The organism is Pseudomonas sp. GM_Psu_1, assembly GCF_026544185.1.
Lineage (GTDB): Bacteria > Pseudomonadota > Gammaproteobacteria > Pseudomonadales > Pseudomonadaceae > Chryseomonas > Chryseomonas oryzihabitans.
Window position 1 is genome coordinate 33919 of the sequence record NZ_JALNUX010000010.1, and the last position, 14395, is coordinate 48313.

Consider the following 14395-nt stretch of genomic DNA (forward strand, 5'->3'; position numbering starts at 1 on the left):
TTGGCCGGGTCGCGCCGAACGTGGTTCGGTCGCCTGATTATGCAGGTAGTGGAACGACGACTGTCAACGATGCAGGATGAATTCCCGCACCAGCTTGCTGCCGAAATAGGCCAGCATCAGCAGGATGAAGCCCAGCAGCGTCCAGCGGATCGCCCGGTGGCCGCGCCAGCCCAGGCGATTGCGCCCCCACAGCAGGATGCCGAACACCACCCAGGCGATGCAGGAGAGCACCGTCTTGTGCACCAGGTGCTGGGCGAACATGTCCTCGACAAAGAACCAGCCGGAGATCAGCGACAGCGACAGCACCACCCAGCCGGCCCAGAGAAAGCCGAACAGCAGGCTTTCCATGGTCTGCAGCGGGGGAAAGCTGCGGATCAGCCCGGACGGGTGCTTGTTCTTAAGCTGGCGATCCTGGATCAGCAGCAGCAGCGACTGCAGCACCGCCAGGGTGAAGAGCCCGTAGGCGATGATCGACAGCAGCACGTGCACGACGATCTTGGGCGACACGTCCAGCGGGGTCACGGTGCCGGGCGGCACGAATTCGGCCAGCAGCGCGGTGATGGCACCGAGGGGATAGACCAGCACCAGCAGCGGTTGCAGCGGCATGCGCAGGCAGCCGATCAGCATCAGCGCGATGGCGGTCGCCGAGATCAGGCTGGAGGCGTCGAAGAAGTCCAGGCTCAGGGTCGGTTCGAGGATCAGCTGCAGATAGACGGCCAGGGCGTGGGGCAACAGGGCCAGGATACCAGCGCCCAGGACCAGGGGCTTGCTCGACGGCTGTTTGCGCAGCAGGCAACTGCCCTGGTAGAGGGTCGCGAGCAGATAGAGGGCGGCGGCCAGGAGGGTGGGCAGCAGGGCGTGCATGGTTCGGTTTCAGCAGAGCGGAAAGCAGGCGAGTGTGGCACAGACAGGGCGGTACAGAAAGTCTGAGCCGCGCCTTGGCGCCGGCTGGCCAGGCTGGGCGAACCCTGACCGCCAGCGGGTGGTCCCAAGAGGTACATATCTTGAAGAGGTCGCGACCATGCTTAAATTTCTCGGCGGTACCATGGGCATCATCTTTCTGATCGGCCTGGTGGTGGTCATCGGCATCTTCTCGCTGATCTTCTGATCCCCTCCCCGCAGGCACCGGCCCTGGCGTCGGTGCCTCGCGCTCCCGCCTCGGCGGCTCGCCGATACCGGCCCTGCTGACGGTTTCACGCGGTAGCGGCCCTGGCGGCTATCCCTGCTCAGGCGCTCTTTCGTTATACTTGCCGGTCAGCCGCCGTTTCTGCCCTGGATGTCCGCATGTTCGAGAATCTCACAGACCGCCTGTCCCAAAGCCTGCGCCACATTACCGGCAAGGCCAAGCTCACCGAAGACAACATCAAGGACACCCTGCGCGAGGTGCGCATGGCGCTGCTCGAGGCGGACGTCGCCCTGCCGGTGGTCAAGGAGTTCGTCAATCGGGTCAAGGAGCGGGCGGTCGGCACCGAGGTGTCCAAGAGTCTGACCCCGGGCCAGGCGTTCGTGAAGATCGTGCGCGCCGAGCTCGAAGCCATCATGGGCGCGGCCAACGAAGACCTGGCGCTCAACGTCGCGCCGCCGGCGGTCATCCTCATGGCCGGCCTGCAGGGCGCGGGCAAGACCACCACCGCGGGCAAGCTGGCGCGCTTCCTCAAGGAGCGCAAGAAGAAGACCGTCATGGTCGTCTCCGCCGACGTCTATCGTCCGGCCGCCATCAAGCAGCTGGAAACCCTGGCCGGGGAGGTGGGGGTCACCTTCTTCCCCTCCGACATCAGCCAGAAGCCGGTGGAGATCGCCCAGGCCGCCATCCGCGAAGCCAAGCTCAAGTTCATCGACGTGGTCATCGTCGACACCGCCGGTCGCCTGCACATCGACAGCGAGATGATGGCGGAGATCCAGCAGGTCCATGCCGCCACCAAGCCGGCCGAGACCCTGTTCGTGGTCGACGCCATGACTGGTCAGGACGCCGCCAACACCGCCAAGGCCTTCAACGACGCCCTGCCGCTCACCGGCGTGATCCTGACCAAGGTCGACGGCGATGCCCGCGGCGGTGCTGCCCTGTCGGTCCGCCACATCACCGGCAAGCCGATCAAGTTCATCGGCATGGGCGAGAAGAGCGAAGCCCTCGATCCCTTCCACCCGGACCGGGTCGCCTCGCGCATCCTCGGCATGGGCGACGTCCTCTCGCTGATCGAGCAGGCCGAACAGACCCTGGATCGCGAAAAGGCCGACAAGCTGGCCAAGAAGCTCAAGAAGGGCAAGGGCTTCGATCTCGAAGACTTCCGCGACCAGTTGCGCCAGATGAAGAACATGGGCGGCCTGGGTTCGCTGATGGACAAGCTGCCGACCATGATGGGTGGCATGAACATCCAGCAGATGGGCAACGCTCAAGGCGCCGCGGAAAAGCATTTCAAGCAGATGGAAGCCATCATCGACTCCATGACCCCGGCCGAGCGCCGCGATCCGGAGCTGATCAGCGGCTCGCGCAAGAAGCGCATCGCCCTGGGTTCCGGCACCCAGGTGCAGGACGTCGGCCGCCTCATCAAGCAGCACAAGCAGATGCAGAAGATGATGAAGAAGGTCACCGCCAAGGGCGGCATGGCCAAGATGATGCGCGGCATGGGCAGCATGTTCCCCGGCGGCGGCATGCCGAAGATGTGATTTCCGGGTGCCGCCCGTCGCCAGATGGCCGGCATCGGAAAGGGCTCTGCGAGGGGCGTCGGCACCAGTGCTGATGCACCTTCGCGAGCGACGGGGCTCCACCGCTGGAGTCTCCAGGCTGCCGCTATGCCGAGGGTGCCGTTGAAAGCCATTGGCAAACCGGGTAACAGCCCTTAGAATATGCGGCCTTTCGGGCCATGTGGCCCAGTGTGCCCACAGCTACAAGCACCGACTACAGGAACGAAGTTCAATGGTAACCATCCGTCTAGCCCGTGGCGGCTCCAAGAAGCGCCCCTTCTACCACCTGACCGTGACCAACAGCCGCAATGCGCGCGATGGTCGTTTCGTCGAGCGCATCGGTTTCTTCAACCCGGTGGCCAGCGGCGCCGAAATCCGTCTGTCGGTGGACCAAGAGCGCGCCAACTACTGGCTGTCGCAGGGCGCCCAGCCGTCCGAGCGCGTCGCTCAGCTGCTGAAGAGCGCTCAGGCTACCGCCTGAAGACCATGAGTACGCCGACCTCCGCCCCCGACCTAGTGGTCCTGGGCAAGATAGTTTCGGTCTTTGGCGTACGCGGTGAGCTCAAGATCTACTCCTTTACCGATCCGCTCGACAATCTGCTGGACTATCGGACCTGGACGCTGCGGCGCGAAGGCGAGACCCGGCAGGTCAAGGTGCTCGGCGGTCGGATGCACGGCAAGGTCCTGACGGTACGTCTGCAGGGCCTGGACGATCGCGAAGAAGCCCGCCTGATGGCCGGTTTCGAGATCTGCGTGCCGCGCAGTGAATTGCCCCAGCTGGGCGCCGGTGACTACTACTGGCATCAGCTGGAAGGTCTCAAGGTGATCAATCGCGAAGGCCAGTGGCTGGGCGTGGTGGATCATCTGCTGGAGACCGGGGCCAACGACGTCATGGTGGTCAAGCCCTGTGCTGGCAGCCTCGACGATCGTGAGCGTCTGTTGCCTTATCTGCCCGACCAGTACGTGCTGGCGGTGGATCTGGCCAAGGGCGAGATGCAGGTCGACTGGGACGCGGATTTCTGATCCATGCGTATCGATGTCATCAGCCTCTTTCCCGAGATGTTCGAGGCCGTCAGCGCCTATGGCGTGAGCGGTCGCGCGATGAAGCAGGGGCTCCTGGAGCTGACCTGCTACAACCCGCGCAGCTATACCGAGGATCGTCACCAGACCGTGGACGACCGGCCCTTTGGCGGCGGTCCCGGCATGGTCATGAAGATCCAGCCGCTGGAGCGTGCCCTGGCCGATGCCAAGGGTGATTCGGCGGCAAAGGTGATCTACCTGTCCCCCCAGGGTCGCAAACTCGACCAGGCGGCGGTTCGGGAACTGGCGCAGGAGGAGCATCTGATCCTCATCGCCGGGCGTTACGAAGGCATCGACGAGCGTTTCATCGAGACGCACGTGGATGAAGAATGGTCGATTGGCGACTATGTGCTGTCCGGCGGTGAATTGCCGGCCATGGTGCTGATCGATGGGGTCACGCGACTGCTGCCTGGAGCCTTGGGGCATGCGGATTCCGCCGAGCAGGACTCGTTTACCGACGGCCTGCTCGATTGCCCGCACTACACCCGACCCGAGGTGTACGAGGGCCGTCGCGTACCCGACGTGTTGCTCAGTGGTAACCACGAGCATATCCGGCGCTGGCGCCTGCAGCAGTCCCTGGGACGCACTGCGGAGCGACGCGCCGATCTTCTGGATGGCCGCTCGCTTTCTGGAGAAGAGCAGAACCTGTTGGCGGAATACCTCCGTCAGCGGAACGATAGTTAGGTATCGATGGCGGGCCGCGGCCTGTCTTAGGAGCAGAGTGACATGACCAACAAAATCATTGCCCAGATCGAAGCTGAGCAGATGAACAAAGAAATCCCGGCGTTCGCCCCCGGCGACACCGTGATTGTCCAAGTTAAGGTGAAGGAAGGCGACCGTCAGCGTCTGCAGGCCTTCGAAGGCGTGGTGATCGGCAAGCGTAACCGCGGCCTGAACAGCGCCTTCACCGTACGCAAGATCTCCAACGGCGTTGGCGTCGAGCGTACCTTCCAGACCTACAGCCCGCTGGTCGACAGCCTGAGCGTCAAGCGTCGCGGTGACGTGCGCAAGGCCAAGCTGTACTACCTGCGCGAACTGTCCGGCAAGGCTGCCCGCATCAAGGAAAAGCTTTCCTGATCGCGGCGTGACCAGAAAAAAGCAGCTTCGGCTGCTTTTTTCGTTTCTAAGAGCCTAGTCAAAATCTCGCGAGCTAGAGACAAACAAGGCGAAGCTGGCTGAGGAAGCGGACCGGGCTCGCGCGCGAGTTTACAACTGGTAAATGAGCATTCTGACGGGGCTGGCCTTCCAGGCCAGCTTCAACCACGTTTGGCCGACGCGCAGCAGATTTTGAGTAGGTTCTGAGGTTCGAGGTAAGACATGACGACCCGCGAAGCGGAAATCCAGCGGCGCACCGCGCTGTCGGAAACCCGGGTGGCCAAGGCGGTCTTCCCGCCCACCACCAATCATCACGACACCCTGTTCGGCGGCACCGCCCTGGCCTGGATGGACGAGGTGTCCTTCATCACCGCGACGCGCTTCTGTCGCAAGCCGCTGGTCACGGTCTCCACCGACCGCATCGATTTCAACCATCCCATTCCCGCGGGCTCCATCGTCGAGCTGATCGGCCGGGTGGTGAAGGTCGGCAACACCAGCATCAAGGTGCAGGTGGAGGTCTTCGTCGAAGGCATGCTGGCGGAAGGCCGCGAACGCGCCATCAACGGCGCCTTCAGCTTTGTCGCCGTCGATGACGAGGGCAAGCCGACCCCGGTGCTACCCGGATTCGCCGCGTGAACGCCGAGCGGCTGATCGAGGAGTTCCTCGACGCCCTGTGGTTGGAGAAGGGGCTGTCGCCTCATACCCGCAGCGCCTACCGCACCGACCTGCTGGCCTTCGCCCGGTGGCTGGAGGGCAGGGGCCTGACCCTGGAGTCCGTCGGCCGCGACGCCGTGCTCGATCACCTCGGCTGGCGCCTGAGCGAGGGTTACCAGGCGCGCTCCACGGCGCGTTTCCTTTCCGGGCTGCGCAGCTTCTACAAGTACGCGGTGCGCGAGGGGCGGCTGGCCGAGGACCCGACGCTGCTGGTGAGCATGCCGCAGCTGGGTGCGCCGCTGCCCAAGAGCCTGTCCGAGGCGGATGTGGAAGCCCTGTTGGCTGCGCCGGATACCGAGGACACCCTGGGCCTGCGCGATCGCACCATGCTCGAGGTGCTCTATGCCACCGGCCTGCGGGTGACCGAGCTGATCAGCCTGACCCTGGACGAGATCAACCTGCGCGAGGGTTCGCTGCGGGTCTTCGGCAAGGGCAGCAAGGAGCGGCTGATCCCCCTGGGCGAAGAGGCCATCGCCTGGCTGGAAAGCTATCTGAAGACCGCGCGTCCATTGCTGCTGGGCGGCCAGCCCGGCGACATCCTCTTTCCCAGCCAGCGCGGCACGCCCATGACTCGGCAGACCTTCTGGCACCGCATCAAGCTGCATGCCCAGGTGGCCGGCATCCGCACCTCGCTGTCGCCGCATACCCTAAGGCACGCCTTCGCCACCCATCTGCTCAATCACGGCGCCGACCTGCGCACGGTGCAGATGCTGCTCGGCCATACCAGCCTGTCCACCACCCAGATCTACACCCACGTCGCCCGCGTGCGGCTGCAGCAACTGCACGCCCAGCACCATCCGCGCGGCTAGGGCGGTGTTTCAGAAGTTCGCGCAAGAATTGGCGAGTGATTTTGGTTTCTGAGCCAGGCGCCGGGACGAGTCATAGCAGGGCTATGGCGAGGAGCGGCAACACCGCTCTGGGACCAAAAGCGCCGCCAAAATTGCGTAGACACTTCTGAAGCCCCGCCCTGGGGGCGGGACCGCCGTAGCCGGCAGGTCTGTGGTAGGCTTGCCGGCGTCTCAACAGGAGTCAAACATGCGTATTTCCCAACTGTTGCTCGCCGCTTGCCTGGGGCTCGGCGTGCAACTGGCTCAGGCCGAACCTGAGCAGGCCATTCGCCAGAGCCTGACCGCGCTGCAACCCAATCTCGCCATCGAGTCCATCGCCAAGAGTCCGCTGGAGGGCCTCTACCAGGTCCAGCTCAAGGGCGGTCGCGTGCTCTATGCCAGCGGCGATGGCCAGTTCGTCATGCAGGGCTATCTGTATCAGGTCAAGGACGGCAAGGCCTCCAACCTGACCGAGAAGGCCGAGAACGTCGCGGTGGCGCGGCAGATCAATGGCCTCGATCGCAACCAGATGATCGTCTATCCCGCCCAGGGCGAGACCAAGGCGCACATCACCGTCTTCACCGACACCACCTGCCCCTATTGCCAGAAGCTGCACGCCGAGGTGCCCGAGCTGAACAAGCGCGGCATCGAGGTGCGCTACCTGGCTTTCCCGCGCCAGGGCATGGGCTCGCCGGGCTCCAAGCAACTGGAGGCGGTGTGGTGCGCCAAGGACAAGCCGGCGGCGCTGAACCAGATGTTCACCGGTCGTGAGGTCAAGTCCGAGAGCTGCCAGAATCCGGTCGCCCAGCAATTCGCGCTGGGGCAGAACATGGGTATCCAGGGCACGCCGGCGATCATTCTCGCCGATGGCCAGATGATCCCGGGCTACCAGCCGGCCGATCAGCTGGCGGAAGCGGCAATCGGCGCCCGCTAGGCGCCTCAATCAGAGTTATGAACGGGGCCGCGGAGCGGTCCCACACGACATGGGGATAAGGGTGTGAAGCCGGTCAAAGTAGGCATCTGTGGTCTGGGTACCGTGGGCAGCGGGACCTTCAACGTACTCAAGCGCAACGCCGAGGAAATCGCCCGGCGCGCCGGTCGGGGTATCGAGGTGGCGCAGATCGCCCAGCGCCGGCCCAATCCCCAATGCGACACCGGCAGCACGCCGATCACCGCCGATGTCCTGGCGGTGGCCGACAATCCCGAGATCGACGTGGTGGTTGAGCTGATCGGTGGCTACACCCTGGCCCGCGAGCTGGTGCTGCGCGCCATCGCCAACGGCAAGCACGTGGTCACCGCCAACAAGGCGCTGATCGCCGTGCACGGCAACGAGATCTTCGCCAAGGCCCGCGAGCAGGGCGTGATCGTCGCCTTCGAGGCCTCGGTGGCCGGGGGCATCCCGGTGATCAAGGCGCTGCGCGAAGGCCTGGCCGCCAACCGCATCAACTGGGTGGCCGGCATCATCAACGGTACCGGCAACTTCATCCTCTCCGAGATGCGCGAGAAGGGTCGCACCTTTCCCGATGTCCTGGCCGAAGCCCAGGCGCTGGGCTATGCCGAGGCCGATCCGACCTTTGACGTGGAAGGCATCGATGCCGCCCACAAGCTGACCATCCTGGCCTCCATCGCCTTCGGCATCCCGCTGCAATTCGACAAGGCCTACACCGAGGGCATCACCCGCCTGACCACCGCCGACGTCGGCTACGCCGAGGCACTGGGCTATCGCATCAAGCACCTGGGCGTGGCGCGCAGCACCGACCAGGGCATCGAGCTGCGGGTACACCCGACGCTGATCCCGGCCGATCGCCTGATCGCCAACGTCAACGGCGTGATGAACGCGGTGATGGTCAATGGCGACGCCGTCGGCTCGACGCTGTTCTATGGCGCCGGTGCCGGCCAGGAGCCGACCGCCTCGGCGGTGGTGGCCGACCTGGTGGACGTGGTGCGCGCCATGACCTCGGATCCGGAGAATCGCGTGCCGCACCTGGCCTTCCAGCCCGATGCGCTGTCCGACCATCCGGTGCTGTCGATCGAGGCCTGCGAGAGCGCCTACTATCTGCGCATCCAGGCCAAGGATCACCCGGGCGTGCTGGCCCAGGTGGCGAGCATCCTCTCGGCGCGCGGCATCAACATCGAGTCCATCATGCAGAAGGAAGCCGAGGAGCATGACGGCCTGGTGCCCATGATCCTGCTGACCCATCGCGTGACCGAGCGCCACATGGTCGAGGCCATCACCGCGCTGGAAGCCCTGGACGATGTCGTCGGCGATGTCGTCCGCATCCGCGTCGAGCACCTGAACTGAGCAGCCTGGCGGCGCCCGGCGCCGCCGTCTTTCCCGAGGTCGAGTCATGCGTTACATCAGTACCCGCGGCCAGGCGCCCGCGCTGAATTTCGAAGAAGTGCTGCTGGCGGGTCTCGCCAGCGACGGTGGTCTCTATGTGCCGGAGAACCTGCCACGCTTTTCCCTGGAGGAGATCGCCTCCTGGGCCGGTCTGCCCTACCACGAGCTGGCCTTCCGGGTGATGAAGCCCTTCGTCGCCGGCTCCATCGCCGATGCCGAATTCAAGGCCATCTTGGAAGAGACCTACGCCGGTTTCGCCCATAGCTCGATCGCGCCGCTGCGCCAGCTGGACGCCAACGAATGGGTGCTGGAGCTGTTCCACGGCCCGACCCTGGCCTTCAAGGACTTCGCCCTGCAACTCCTGGGGCGGCTGCTCGATCATGTGCTGGCCAAGCGCGGCGAGCGCGTGGTGATCATGGGCGCCACCTCCGGCGACACCGGCTCGGCGGCCATCGAAGGCTGCAAGCGCTGCGAGAACGTGGACATCTTCATCCTCCATCCGCACCAGCGGGTGTCGGAAGTGCAGCGCCGGCAGATGACCACGCTGCTGGGCGACAACATCCACAACATCGCCATCGAAGGCAACTTCGACGATTGCCAGGAGATGGTCAAGGCCAGCTTCGCCGACCAGGGTTTCCTCAAGGGCACCCCGCTGGTGGCGGTCAACTCGATCAACTGGGCGCGGATCATGGCCCAGATCGTCTACTACTTCCATGCGGCCCTGCAGCTGGGGGCCCCGGCGCGCTCCATCGCCTTCTCGGTGCCCACCGGCAACTTCGGCGACATCTTCGCCGGCTACCTGGCCCGCAACATGGGACTGCCGGTGAGCCAGCTGGTGGTGGCCACCAACCGCAACGACATCCTGCACCGCTTCATGTCCGGCAACCGCTACGACAAGCAGCAGCTGGAAGCCACGCTCTCGCCTTCCATGGACATCATGGTCTCGTCCAATTTCGAGCGCCTGCTGTTCGACCTGCACGGTCGCGACGGCCTGGCCCTGGCCGAGCTGATGGCGAATTTCCGCAGCAGCGGCACCCTGACGGTGGCCGACGATCGCTGGACCGAAGCGCGCAAGCTGTTCGATTCCCTCGCCGTGAGCGATGAAGAGACCTGCGCCACCATCGCCGAGGTGTATGCCGCCACCGGCGAGGTGCTGGATCCGCACACCGCCATCGGCGTGCGCGCCGCTCGCGAATGCCGGCGCAGCCTGGCCACGCCCATGGTGGTGCTGGGCACCGCCCACCCGGTCAAATTCCCCGAGGCGGTGGAAAAGGCCGGCATCGGCGCGACCCTCAGCCTGCCGACCCACCTGGCCGACCTGCTGCAGCGGGAAGAGCGCTGCACCGTGCTGCCCAACGACCTGGCCGCCGTCCAGGCCTTCGTCAGCCGCCACGGCAAGCGTGGTCAGCCGCTGTAGATTTTTAGCCCTTTAGATCGTGGTTATCGCGGCCATGGGCCGCTCCTACGGGAAGTCTGAGCACCTGTAGGAGCGGTCGCTACGGCGCACCGGCATGGCCGCGATACATCCTACCTCCGCTCCACCGATCCCCTGACGCTCCTCTGATCCCGAGCCCCCTGCCTTTTCCGGTACAATGCCCGGCTTTCCCTGCCGGTGACCCGCCATGGCTCTGCAAGCCACGCCCTATAAAGTCGAACTCAACCTCACCGATCTGGATCGCGGGGTCTACGAGAATCTGCGCCTGACCGTGGCGCGGCATCCCTCCGAGACCGAGGAGCGCATGGCGGTGCGGTTGCTGGCCTATGTGCTCTGGTACAACGAGCAGCTGGCCTTCGGCCGCGGCCTGTCCGACGTCGACGAGCCGGCGCTGTGGGAAAAGAGCCTGGACGGTCGGGTGCTGCACTGGATCGAAGTCGGCCAGCCCGATGCCGAGCGCCTGACCTGGTGCAGCCGCCGCACCGAGCGCACCAGTCTGCTGGCCTATGGCAACCTGCGCGTCTGGCAGACCAAGGTGGTAGACGCGGTCAGGACGCTGAAGAATCTGCACATCGCCGCGGTGCCCGCCGAGCCCCTGGCCGAGCTGGCCCGCGATCTGCCGCGCAGCATTTCCTGGCAGGTGATGATCAGCGAAGGCACCTTGTTCGTCACCGACGACCGCGGTCAGCACGAATTGCAGCTGGAATGGCTGCTGGGCGAACGTTGATGCGCCTGGAGCCCCGTCCGCTGCCGGCGGTGTTGCCCGACCTGGGCGATCTACCGCCGCTGCTCACCCGGCTCTATGCCGCCCGCGGCGTGACCCAGCCGGAAGAACTCGACAAGGGTCTGGCGCGGCTGGTGCCCTATCACCAGCTCAAGGGCATCGAGGCCGCGGTGGAGCTGCTGGCGCGGGCCCTGGAAGAGCGTCGGCGCATCCTCATCGTCGGCGACTTCGACGCCGATGGCGCCACCGCCAGTGCCGTGGGCGTGCTGGCGCTGCGGCGTCTGGGTGCGGCCTGGGTCGACTACTTGGTGCCCAATCGCTTCGAATACGGCTACGGCCTGACGCCCGAGATCGTCGCCGTGGCCCTGCAGCGCGAACCCGAGGTGCTGCTCACCGTCGACAACGGCATCTCCAGCCTGGACGGCGTGGCCGCGGCCAAGGCCGCCGGGCTGCAGGTGGTCATCACCGATCACCACCTGCCGGGCGCCGAATTGCCCGCCGCCGACGCCATCGTCAATCCCAACCAGCCGGCCTGCGCCTTTCCCAGCAAGTGCATTGCCGGGGTCGGGGTGATCTTCTATGTGATGCTCGCCCTGCGCAGTCGCCTGCGCGAGAACGGCTGGTTCGCGCGTCAGGGCCTGGCCGAGCCCAATCTGGCCGAGTTGCTGGATCTGGTCGCCCTCGGCAGCGTCGCCGACGTGGTGCCGCTGGACGCCAACAACCGCATCCTGGTGCACCAGGGGCTGATGCGCATCCGCGCCGGTCGGGCGCGACCGGGGCTCAAGGCGCTGCTGGAAGTGGCCGGACGCCAGCCGGGCAAGGTGGCCTCCAGCGATCTCGGTTTCATCCTCGGCCCGCGGCTCAATGCCGCCGGCCGGCTGGACGACATGTCCATCGGCATCGAATTGCTGCTCTGCGAAGACCCGCAGCTGGCGCAGGAATACGCCCAGCAGCTGGACGACTTCAACAAGGATCGCAAGAGCATCGAGCAGGGCATGCAGCGCGAGGCGCTCAAGCAGCTCAAGGAGCTGCCGGAAGACAATCTGCCCTTCGGTCTCTGCCTGTTCGATCCGGAGTGGCACCAGGGCGTGATCGGCATCCTCGCCTCGCGCCTCAAGGAGAAGTATCACCGCCCGGCGCTGGCCTTTGCCGACGACGGCAGTGGCAACGGCATGCTCAAGGGCTCGGCGCGCTCGGTGCCCGGGCTGCACATCCGCGATGCCCTGGACGCCGTGGCGACCCGGCATCCGGGACTGATCACCAAGTTCGGCGGTCACGCCATGGCCGCCGGCCTCAGCCTGCCCCAGGCGCACTACGAGACCTTTGCCGCGGCCTTCGACGCCGAGGTGCGCCGCCATCTGCAGGCCGACGACCTCAGTGGTCGCCTGCAGACCGATGGTTGCCTGGCTCCCACCGAGTTCCAGCTCGGCCTGGCCCAGGCCCTGCGCCAGGCCGGTCCTTGGGGGCAGCAGTTTCCCGAACCGCTGTTCCACGGCACCTTCGAGATCCTCTCCCAGCGCCTGCTCAAGGAGCGGCATCTCAAGCTGACCCTGCGCAGCGAGCAGGGCGGACCGGAGCTGGACGGCATCGCCTTCAACATCGATCGCGACACCTGGCCCGATCCCAACATCCGCTGGGCCGAGCTGGCCTATCGGCTGGACGTGAACGAATTCCGCGGCAACGAGAGTGTGCAGTTGCTGGTGGTGCACCTGGCACCTCGTTAGTCGGAATAGCGACCTATTCTGTTCGGGAACACTCCAATGCCGTGAATCCCGAGAAGACGAGGTCCGCCATGAGTCTCCTGTTCCAGCCCCTGACCTTGCGTCAGCTGACCCTGCCCAATCGCGTGGTGGTCTCCCCGATGTGCCAGTACTCCAGCGAAGACGGCTTCGCCAACGACTGGCACCTGGTGCACCTGGGCAGTCGCGCCACCGGTGGTGCCGGCCTGGTGATCTTCGAGGCCACCGCGGTCACCCCCGACGGGCGCATCACGCCCCAGGACCTGGGGTTGTGGAAGGACGAGCAGATCGAGCCCCTGCGGCGCATCACCCAGTTCATCGAGGGGCAGGGCAGTGTCGCCGGTATCCAGCTGGCCCACGCCGGGCGCAAGGCCAGCACCTGGCAACCCTGGCTCGGCAAGCACGGCAGCGTGCCCATCGCCGAAGGCGGCTGGGTGCCGGTGGCGCCCTCGGCCATCGCCTTCGATCCCCAGCACACCCGGCCCACGGCGGTGGATCGCGACGACATCGCCAGCATTCGCCGGGCCTTCGTGGACACTGCCGAACGCGCCCTGGCGGCCGGCTTCAAGGTGGCCGAGATCCATGCCGCCCACGGCTATCTGCTGCACCAGTTCCTCTCGCCGCTCTCCAACCGTCGCGAAGACGACTACGGCGGCAATTTCGAGAATCGCATCCGCCTGCTGCTGGAGGTGACCGCCGACGTGCGCGCGGTCTGGCCGGAGGAGTTGCCGCTGTTCGTGCGGGTCTCGGCCACCGACTGGGTGGAAGACGGCTGGGACGTCGACGAGACGGTGGAACTGGCGCGCCGGCTCAAGACCCTGGGCGTCGACCTGATCGATGTCTCTTCCGGCGGCACCGCGGCCCAGGCCGACATTCCCACCGGCCCCGGCTACCAGACCCAGTTCGCCGAGCGGGTGCGCAAGGAAGCCGGGATTCCCAGTGGCGCGGTGGGCATGATCACCGATGCGGCCCAGGCCGAGCACGTGCTGCGCACCGGTCAGGCCGATCTGGTGCTGTTGGCCCGTGAGCTGCTGCGCGATCCCTACTGGCCGCTGAATGCCGCCGAAGCCTTGCGCGAGAAGGTCTCCTGGCCGCCGCAGTACGTCCGCGCCGCGCACCGGGATACGCCGCTGCGCAAGCCGTTCGGGGTGGAATAGGGGAGCAACGGAGCCATCCGCCCGGATGGCTCCCGGGTCAGGGCTTTACCGGTCGCAGCATCGCCTCCAGGGCGTCGCTGTCGTAGTAGTCGCCCAGGTACCAGATGCGACCGTCGCGGATCTTCATGATGCTGGCGCCGCGGATCTTCACCGGTTGCTTGCCGGTGGCGGTGGTGCGGTTGCCGGTCAGTTCCCATTCGAAGGCGATGCTGCGCGGGCCGATGACCGGCTTGTGCACCATCTTCACCTGCAGATCCGGTACCGCCTTGAGGGTGACCTTGACGATCCTGTCGCGGGCCTGGGTGCGGCTGGTCTCGGTGGTGGCGGCGCCACTGTCGAAATACTGCACCTTGGGATCGAGCAGGGCGCTGGCGGCCTCGGCGTCGTGATCGTTCCAGGCATCGAGATAGCGATTGGCGATGAGGCGGGCATCCTCGGCGGCGGCCTGGACCTGGCCGGCGGTAAGGGCGACCGAAAGCGCGAACAGCACAGCCAGACGCGAGCGCATGGGGTGTCTCCGGCAACTGCAGGGGGGAGGCGCAAGAGTAGCGCCGTGGGCGGTCCGCGGTCAGCAATATTTTGTAGCGGCTGGCCGTTGGCG

The 14395-nt window shown here is 65.8% G+C and carries 16 protein-coding genes; 14 read left to right on the forward strand and 2 right to left on the reverse strand.

Annotation, left to right across the window (positions count from 1 at the left end):
• Positions 1–63: 63 nt before the first annotated feature.
• Entirely contained in the window at positions 64–864 is an 801-nt protein-coding gene (ccsA, locus tag OXS31_RS16905; protein ID WP_007160952.1) for a cytochrome c biogenesis protein CcsA, read from the reverse strand.
• Here ccsA and OXS31_RS16910 point away from each other — a divergent pair.
• The 14 genes from OXS31_RS16910 to OXS31_RS16975 all read left to right on the forward strand — a co-directional run bounded on the left by OXS31_RS16910 (position 863) and on the right by OXS31_RS16975 (position 13794).
• A complete protein-coding gene (locus tag OXS31_RS16910) occupies positions 863–1108 on the forward strand; it encodes a hypothetical protein (protein ID WP_267400755.1) in 246 nt (81 codons plus the stop codon). The genes ccsA and OXS31_RS16910 overlap by 2 nt on opposite strands.
• A 176-nt stretch (positions 1109–1284) precedes the next feature.
• Complete coding sequence (ffh, locus tag OXS31_RS16915) at positions 1285–2664, forward strand: signal recognition particle protein (protein ID WP_007160953.1); 1380 nt, start codon at positions 1285–1287, stop codon at positions 2662–2664.
• A gap of 250 nt (positions 2665–2914) precedes the next feature.
• A complete protein-coding gene (gene rpsP, locus OXS31_RS16920; RefSeq protein WP_007160954.1) occupies positions 2915–3163 on the forward strand; it encodes a 30S ribosomal protein S16 in 249 nt (82 codons plus the stop codon).
• A 5-nt stretch (positions 3164–3168) separates the two neighbouring features.
• Entirely contained in the window at positions 3169–3705 is a 537-nt protein-coding gene (rimM, locus tag OXS31_RS16925) for a ribosome maturation factor RimM (protein WP_007160955.1), read from the forward strand.
• A 3-nt stretch (positions 3706–3708) separates the two neighbouring features.
• Complete coding sequence (trmD, locus tag OXS31_RS16930) at positions 3709–4446, forward strand: tRNA (guanosine(37)-N1)-methyltransferase TrmD (protein ID WP_007160956.1); 738 nt, start codon at positions 3709–3711, stop codon at positions 4444–4446.
• Between the two features lie 42 nt (positions 4447–4488).
• A complete protein-coding gene (rplS, locus tag OXS31_RS16935; protein ID WP_007160957.1) occupies positions 4489–4839 on the forward strand; it encodes a 50S ribosomal protein L19 in 351 nt (116 codons plus the stop codon).
• Positions 4840–5079: 240 nt separating this feature from the next.
• Positions 5080–5493, forward strand: coding sequence for an acyl-CoA thioesterase (locus tag OXS31_RS16940; protein ID WP_007160958.1), 414 nt, complete (start codon positions 5080–5082; stop codon positions 5491–5493).
• Positions 5490–6380: a site-specific tyrosine recombinase XerD gene (gene xerD / locus OXS31_RS16945; protein ID WP_007160959.1), complete on the forward strand. Its 891-nt coding sequence runs from the start codon at positions 5490–5492 to the stop codon at positions 6378–6380. The genes OXS31_RS16940 and xerD overlap by 4 nt, the downstream gene beginning before the upstream one ends.
• 226 nt (positions 6381–6606) lie before the next feature.
• Positions 6607–7332, forward strand: coding sequence for a thioredoxin fold domain-containing protein (locus tag OXS31_RS16950; RefSeq protein WP_007160960.1), 726 nt, complete (start codon positions 6607–6609; stop codon positions 7330–7332).
• Between the two features lie 63 nt (positions 7333–7395).
• Entirely contained in the window at positions 7396–8700 is a 1305-nt protein-coding gene (locus OXS31_RS16955; RefSeq protein ID WP_027600220.1) for a homoserine dehydrogenase, read from the forward strand.
• Between the two features lie 46 nt (positions 8701–8746).
• Positions 8747–10156, forward strand: a complete 1410-nt coding sequence (gene thrC / locus OXS31_RS16960; protein WP_027600221.1) for a threonine synthase — start codon at positions 8747–8749, stop codon at positions 10154–10156.
• A gap of 205 nt (positions 10157–10361) precedes the next feature.
• Entirely contained in the window at positions 10362–10901 is a 540-nt protein-coding gene (locus tag OXS31_RS16965; RefSeq protein WP_007160963.1) for a YaeQ family protein, read from the forward strand.
• A complete protein-coding gene (recJ, locus tag OXS31_RS16970; RefSeq protein ID WP_145250086.1) occupies positions 10901–12622 on the forward strand; it encodes a single-stranded-DNA-specific exonuclease RecJ in 1722 nt (573 codons plus the stop codon). Before OXS31_RS16965 ends, recJ begins: the two co-directional genes overlap by 1 nt.
• A gap of 68 nt (positions 12623–12690) precedes the next feature.
• Positions 12691–13794, forward strand: a complete 1104-nt coding sequence (locus tag OXS31_RS16975) for an NADH:flavin oxidoreductase/NADH oxidase (RefSeq protein ID WP_027600223.1) — start codon at positions 12691–12693, stop codon at positions 13792–13794.
• 37 nt (positions 13795–13831) lie between these two features.
• On the opposite strand, the gene OXS31_RS16980 is transcribed toward OXS31_RS16975, so the two are convergent.
• Positions 13832–14302, reverse strand: coding sequence for a nuclear transport factor 2 family protein (locus OXS31_RS16980; protein WP_007160966.1), 471 nt, complete (start codon positions 14300–14302; stop codon positions 13832–13834).
• Positions 14303–14395: the final 93 nt, after the last annotated feature.

Bases quoted from the DNA above. Each gene is read 5' to 3' on its own strand.
- OXS31_RS16910 (WP_267400755.1), top strand. From the start codon at position 863: ATGGTTCGGTTTCAGCAGAGCGGAAAGCAGGCGAGTGTGGCACAGACA.
- ccsA (WP_007160952.1), bottom strand. From the start codon at position 864: ATGCACGCCCTGCTGCCCACCCTCCTGGCCGCCGCCCTCTATCTGCTC.
- ffh (WP_007160953.1), top strand. From the start codon at position 1,285: ATGTTCGAGAATCTCACAGACCGCCTGTCCCAAAGCCTGCGCCACATT.
- rpsP (WP_007160954.1), top strand. From the start codon at position 2,915: ATGGTAACCATCCGTCTAGCCCGTGGCGGCTCCAAGAAGCGCCCCTTC.
- rimM (WP_007160955.1), top strand. From the start codon at position 3,169: ATGAGTACGCCGACCTCCGCCCCCGACCTAGTGGTCCTGGGCAAGATA.
- trmD (WP_007160956.1), top strand. From the start codon at position 3,709: ATGCGTATCGATGTCATCAGCCTCTTTCCCGAGATGTTCGAGGCCGTC.
- rplS (WP_007160957.1), top strand. From the start codon at position 4,489: ATGACCAACAAAATCATTGCCCAGATCGAAGCTGAGCAGATGAACAAA.
- OXS31_RS16940 (WP_007160958.1), top strand. From the start codon at position 5,080: ATGACGACCCGCGAAGCGGAAATCCAGCGGCGCACCGCGCTGTCGGAA.
- OXS31_RS16950 (WP_007160960.1), top strand. From the start codon at position 6,607: ATGCGTATTTCCCAACTGTTGCTCGCCGCTTGCCTGGGGCTCGGCGTG.
- thrC (WP_027600221.1), top strand. From the start codon at position 8,747: ATGCGTTACATCAGTACCCGCGGCCAGGCGCCCGCGCTGAATTTCGAA.
- OXS31_RS16965 (WP_007160963.1), top strand. From the start codon at position 10,362: ATGGCTCTGCAAGCCACGCCCTATAAAGTCGAACTCAACCTCACCGAT.
- recJ (WP_145250086.1), top strand. From the start codon at position 10,901: ATGCGCCTGGAGCCCCGTCCGCTGCCGGCGGTGTTGCCCGACCTGGGC.
- OXS31_RS16975 (WP_027600223.1), top strand. From the start codon at position 12,691: ATGAGTCTCCTGTTCCAGCCCCTGACCTTGCGTCAGCTGACCCTGCCC.
- OXS31_RS16980 (WP_007160966.1), bottom strand. From the start codon at position 14,302: ATGCGCTCGCGTCTGGCTGTGCTGTTCGCGCTTTCGGTCGCCCTTACC.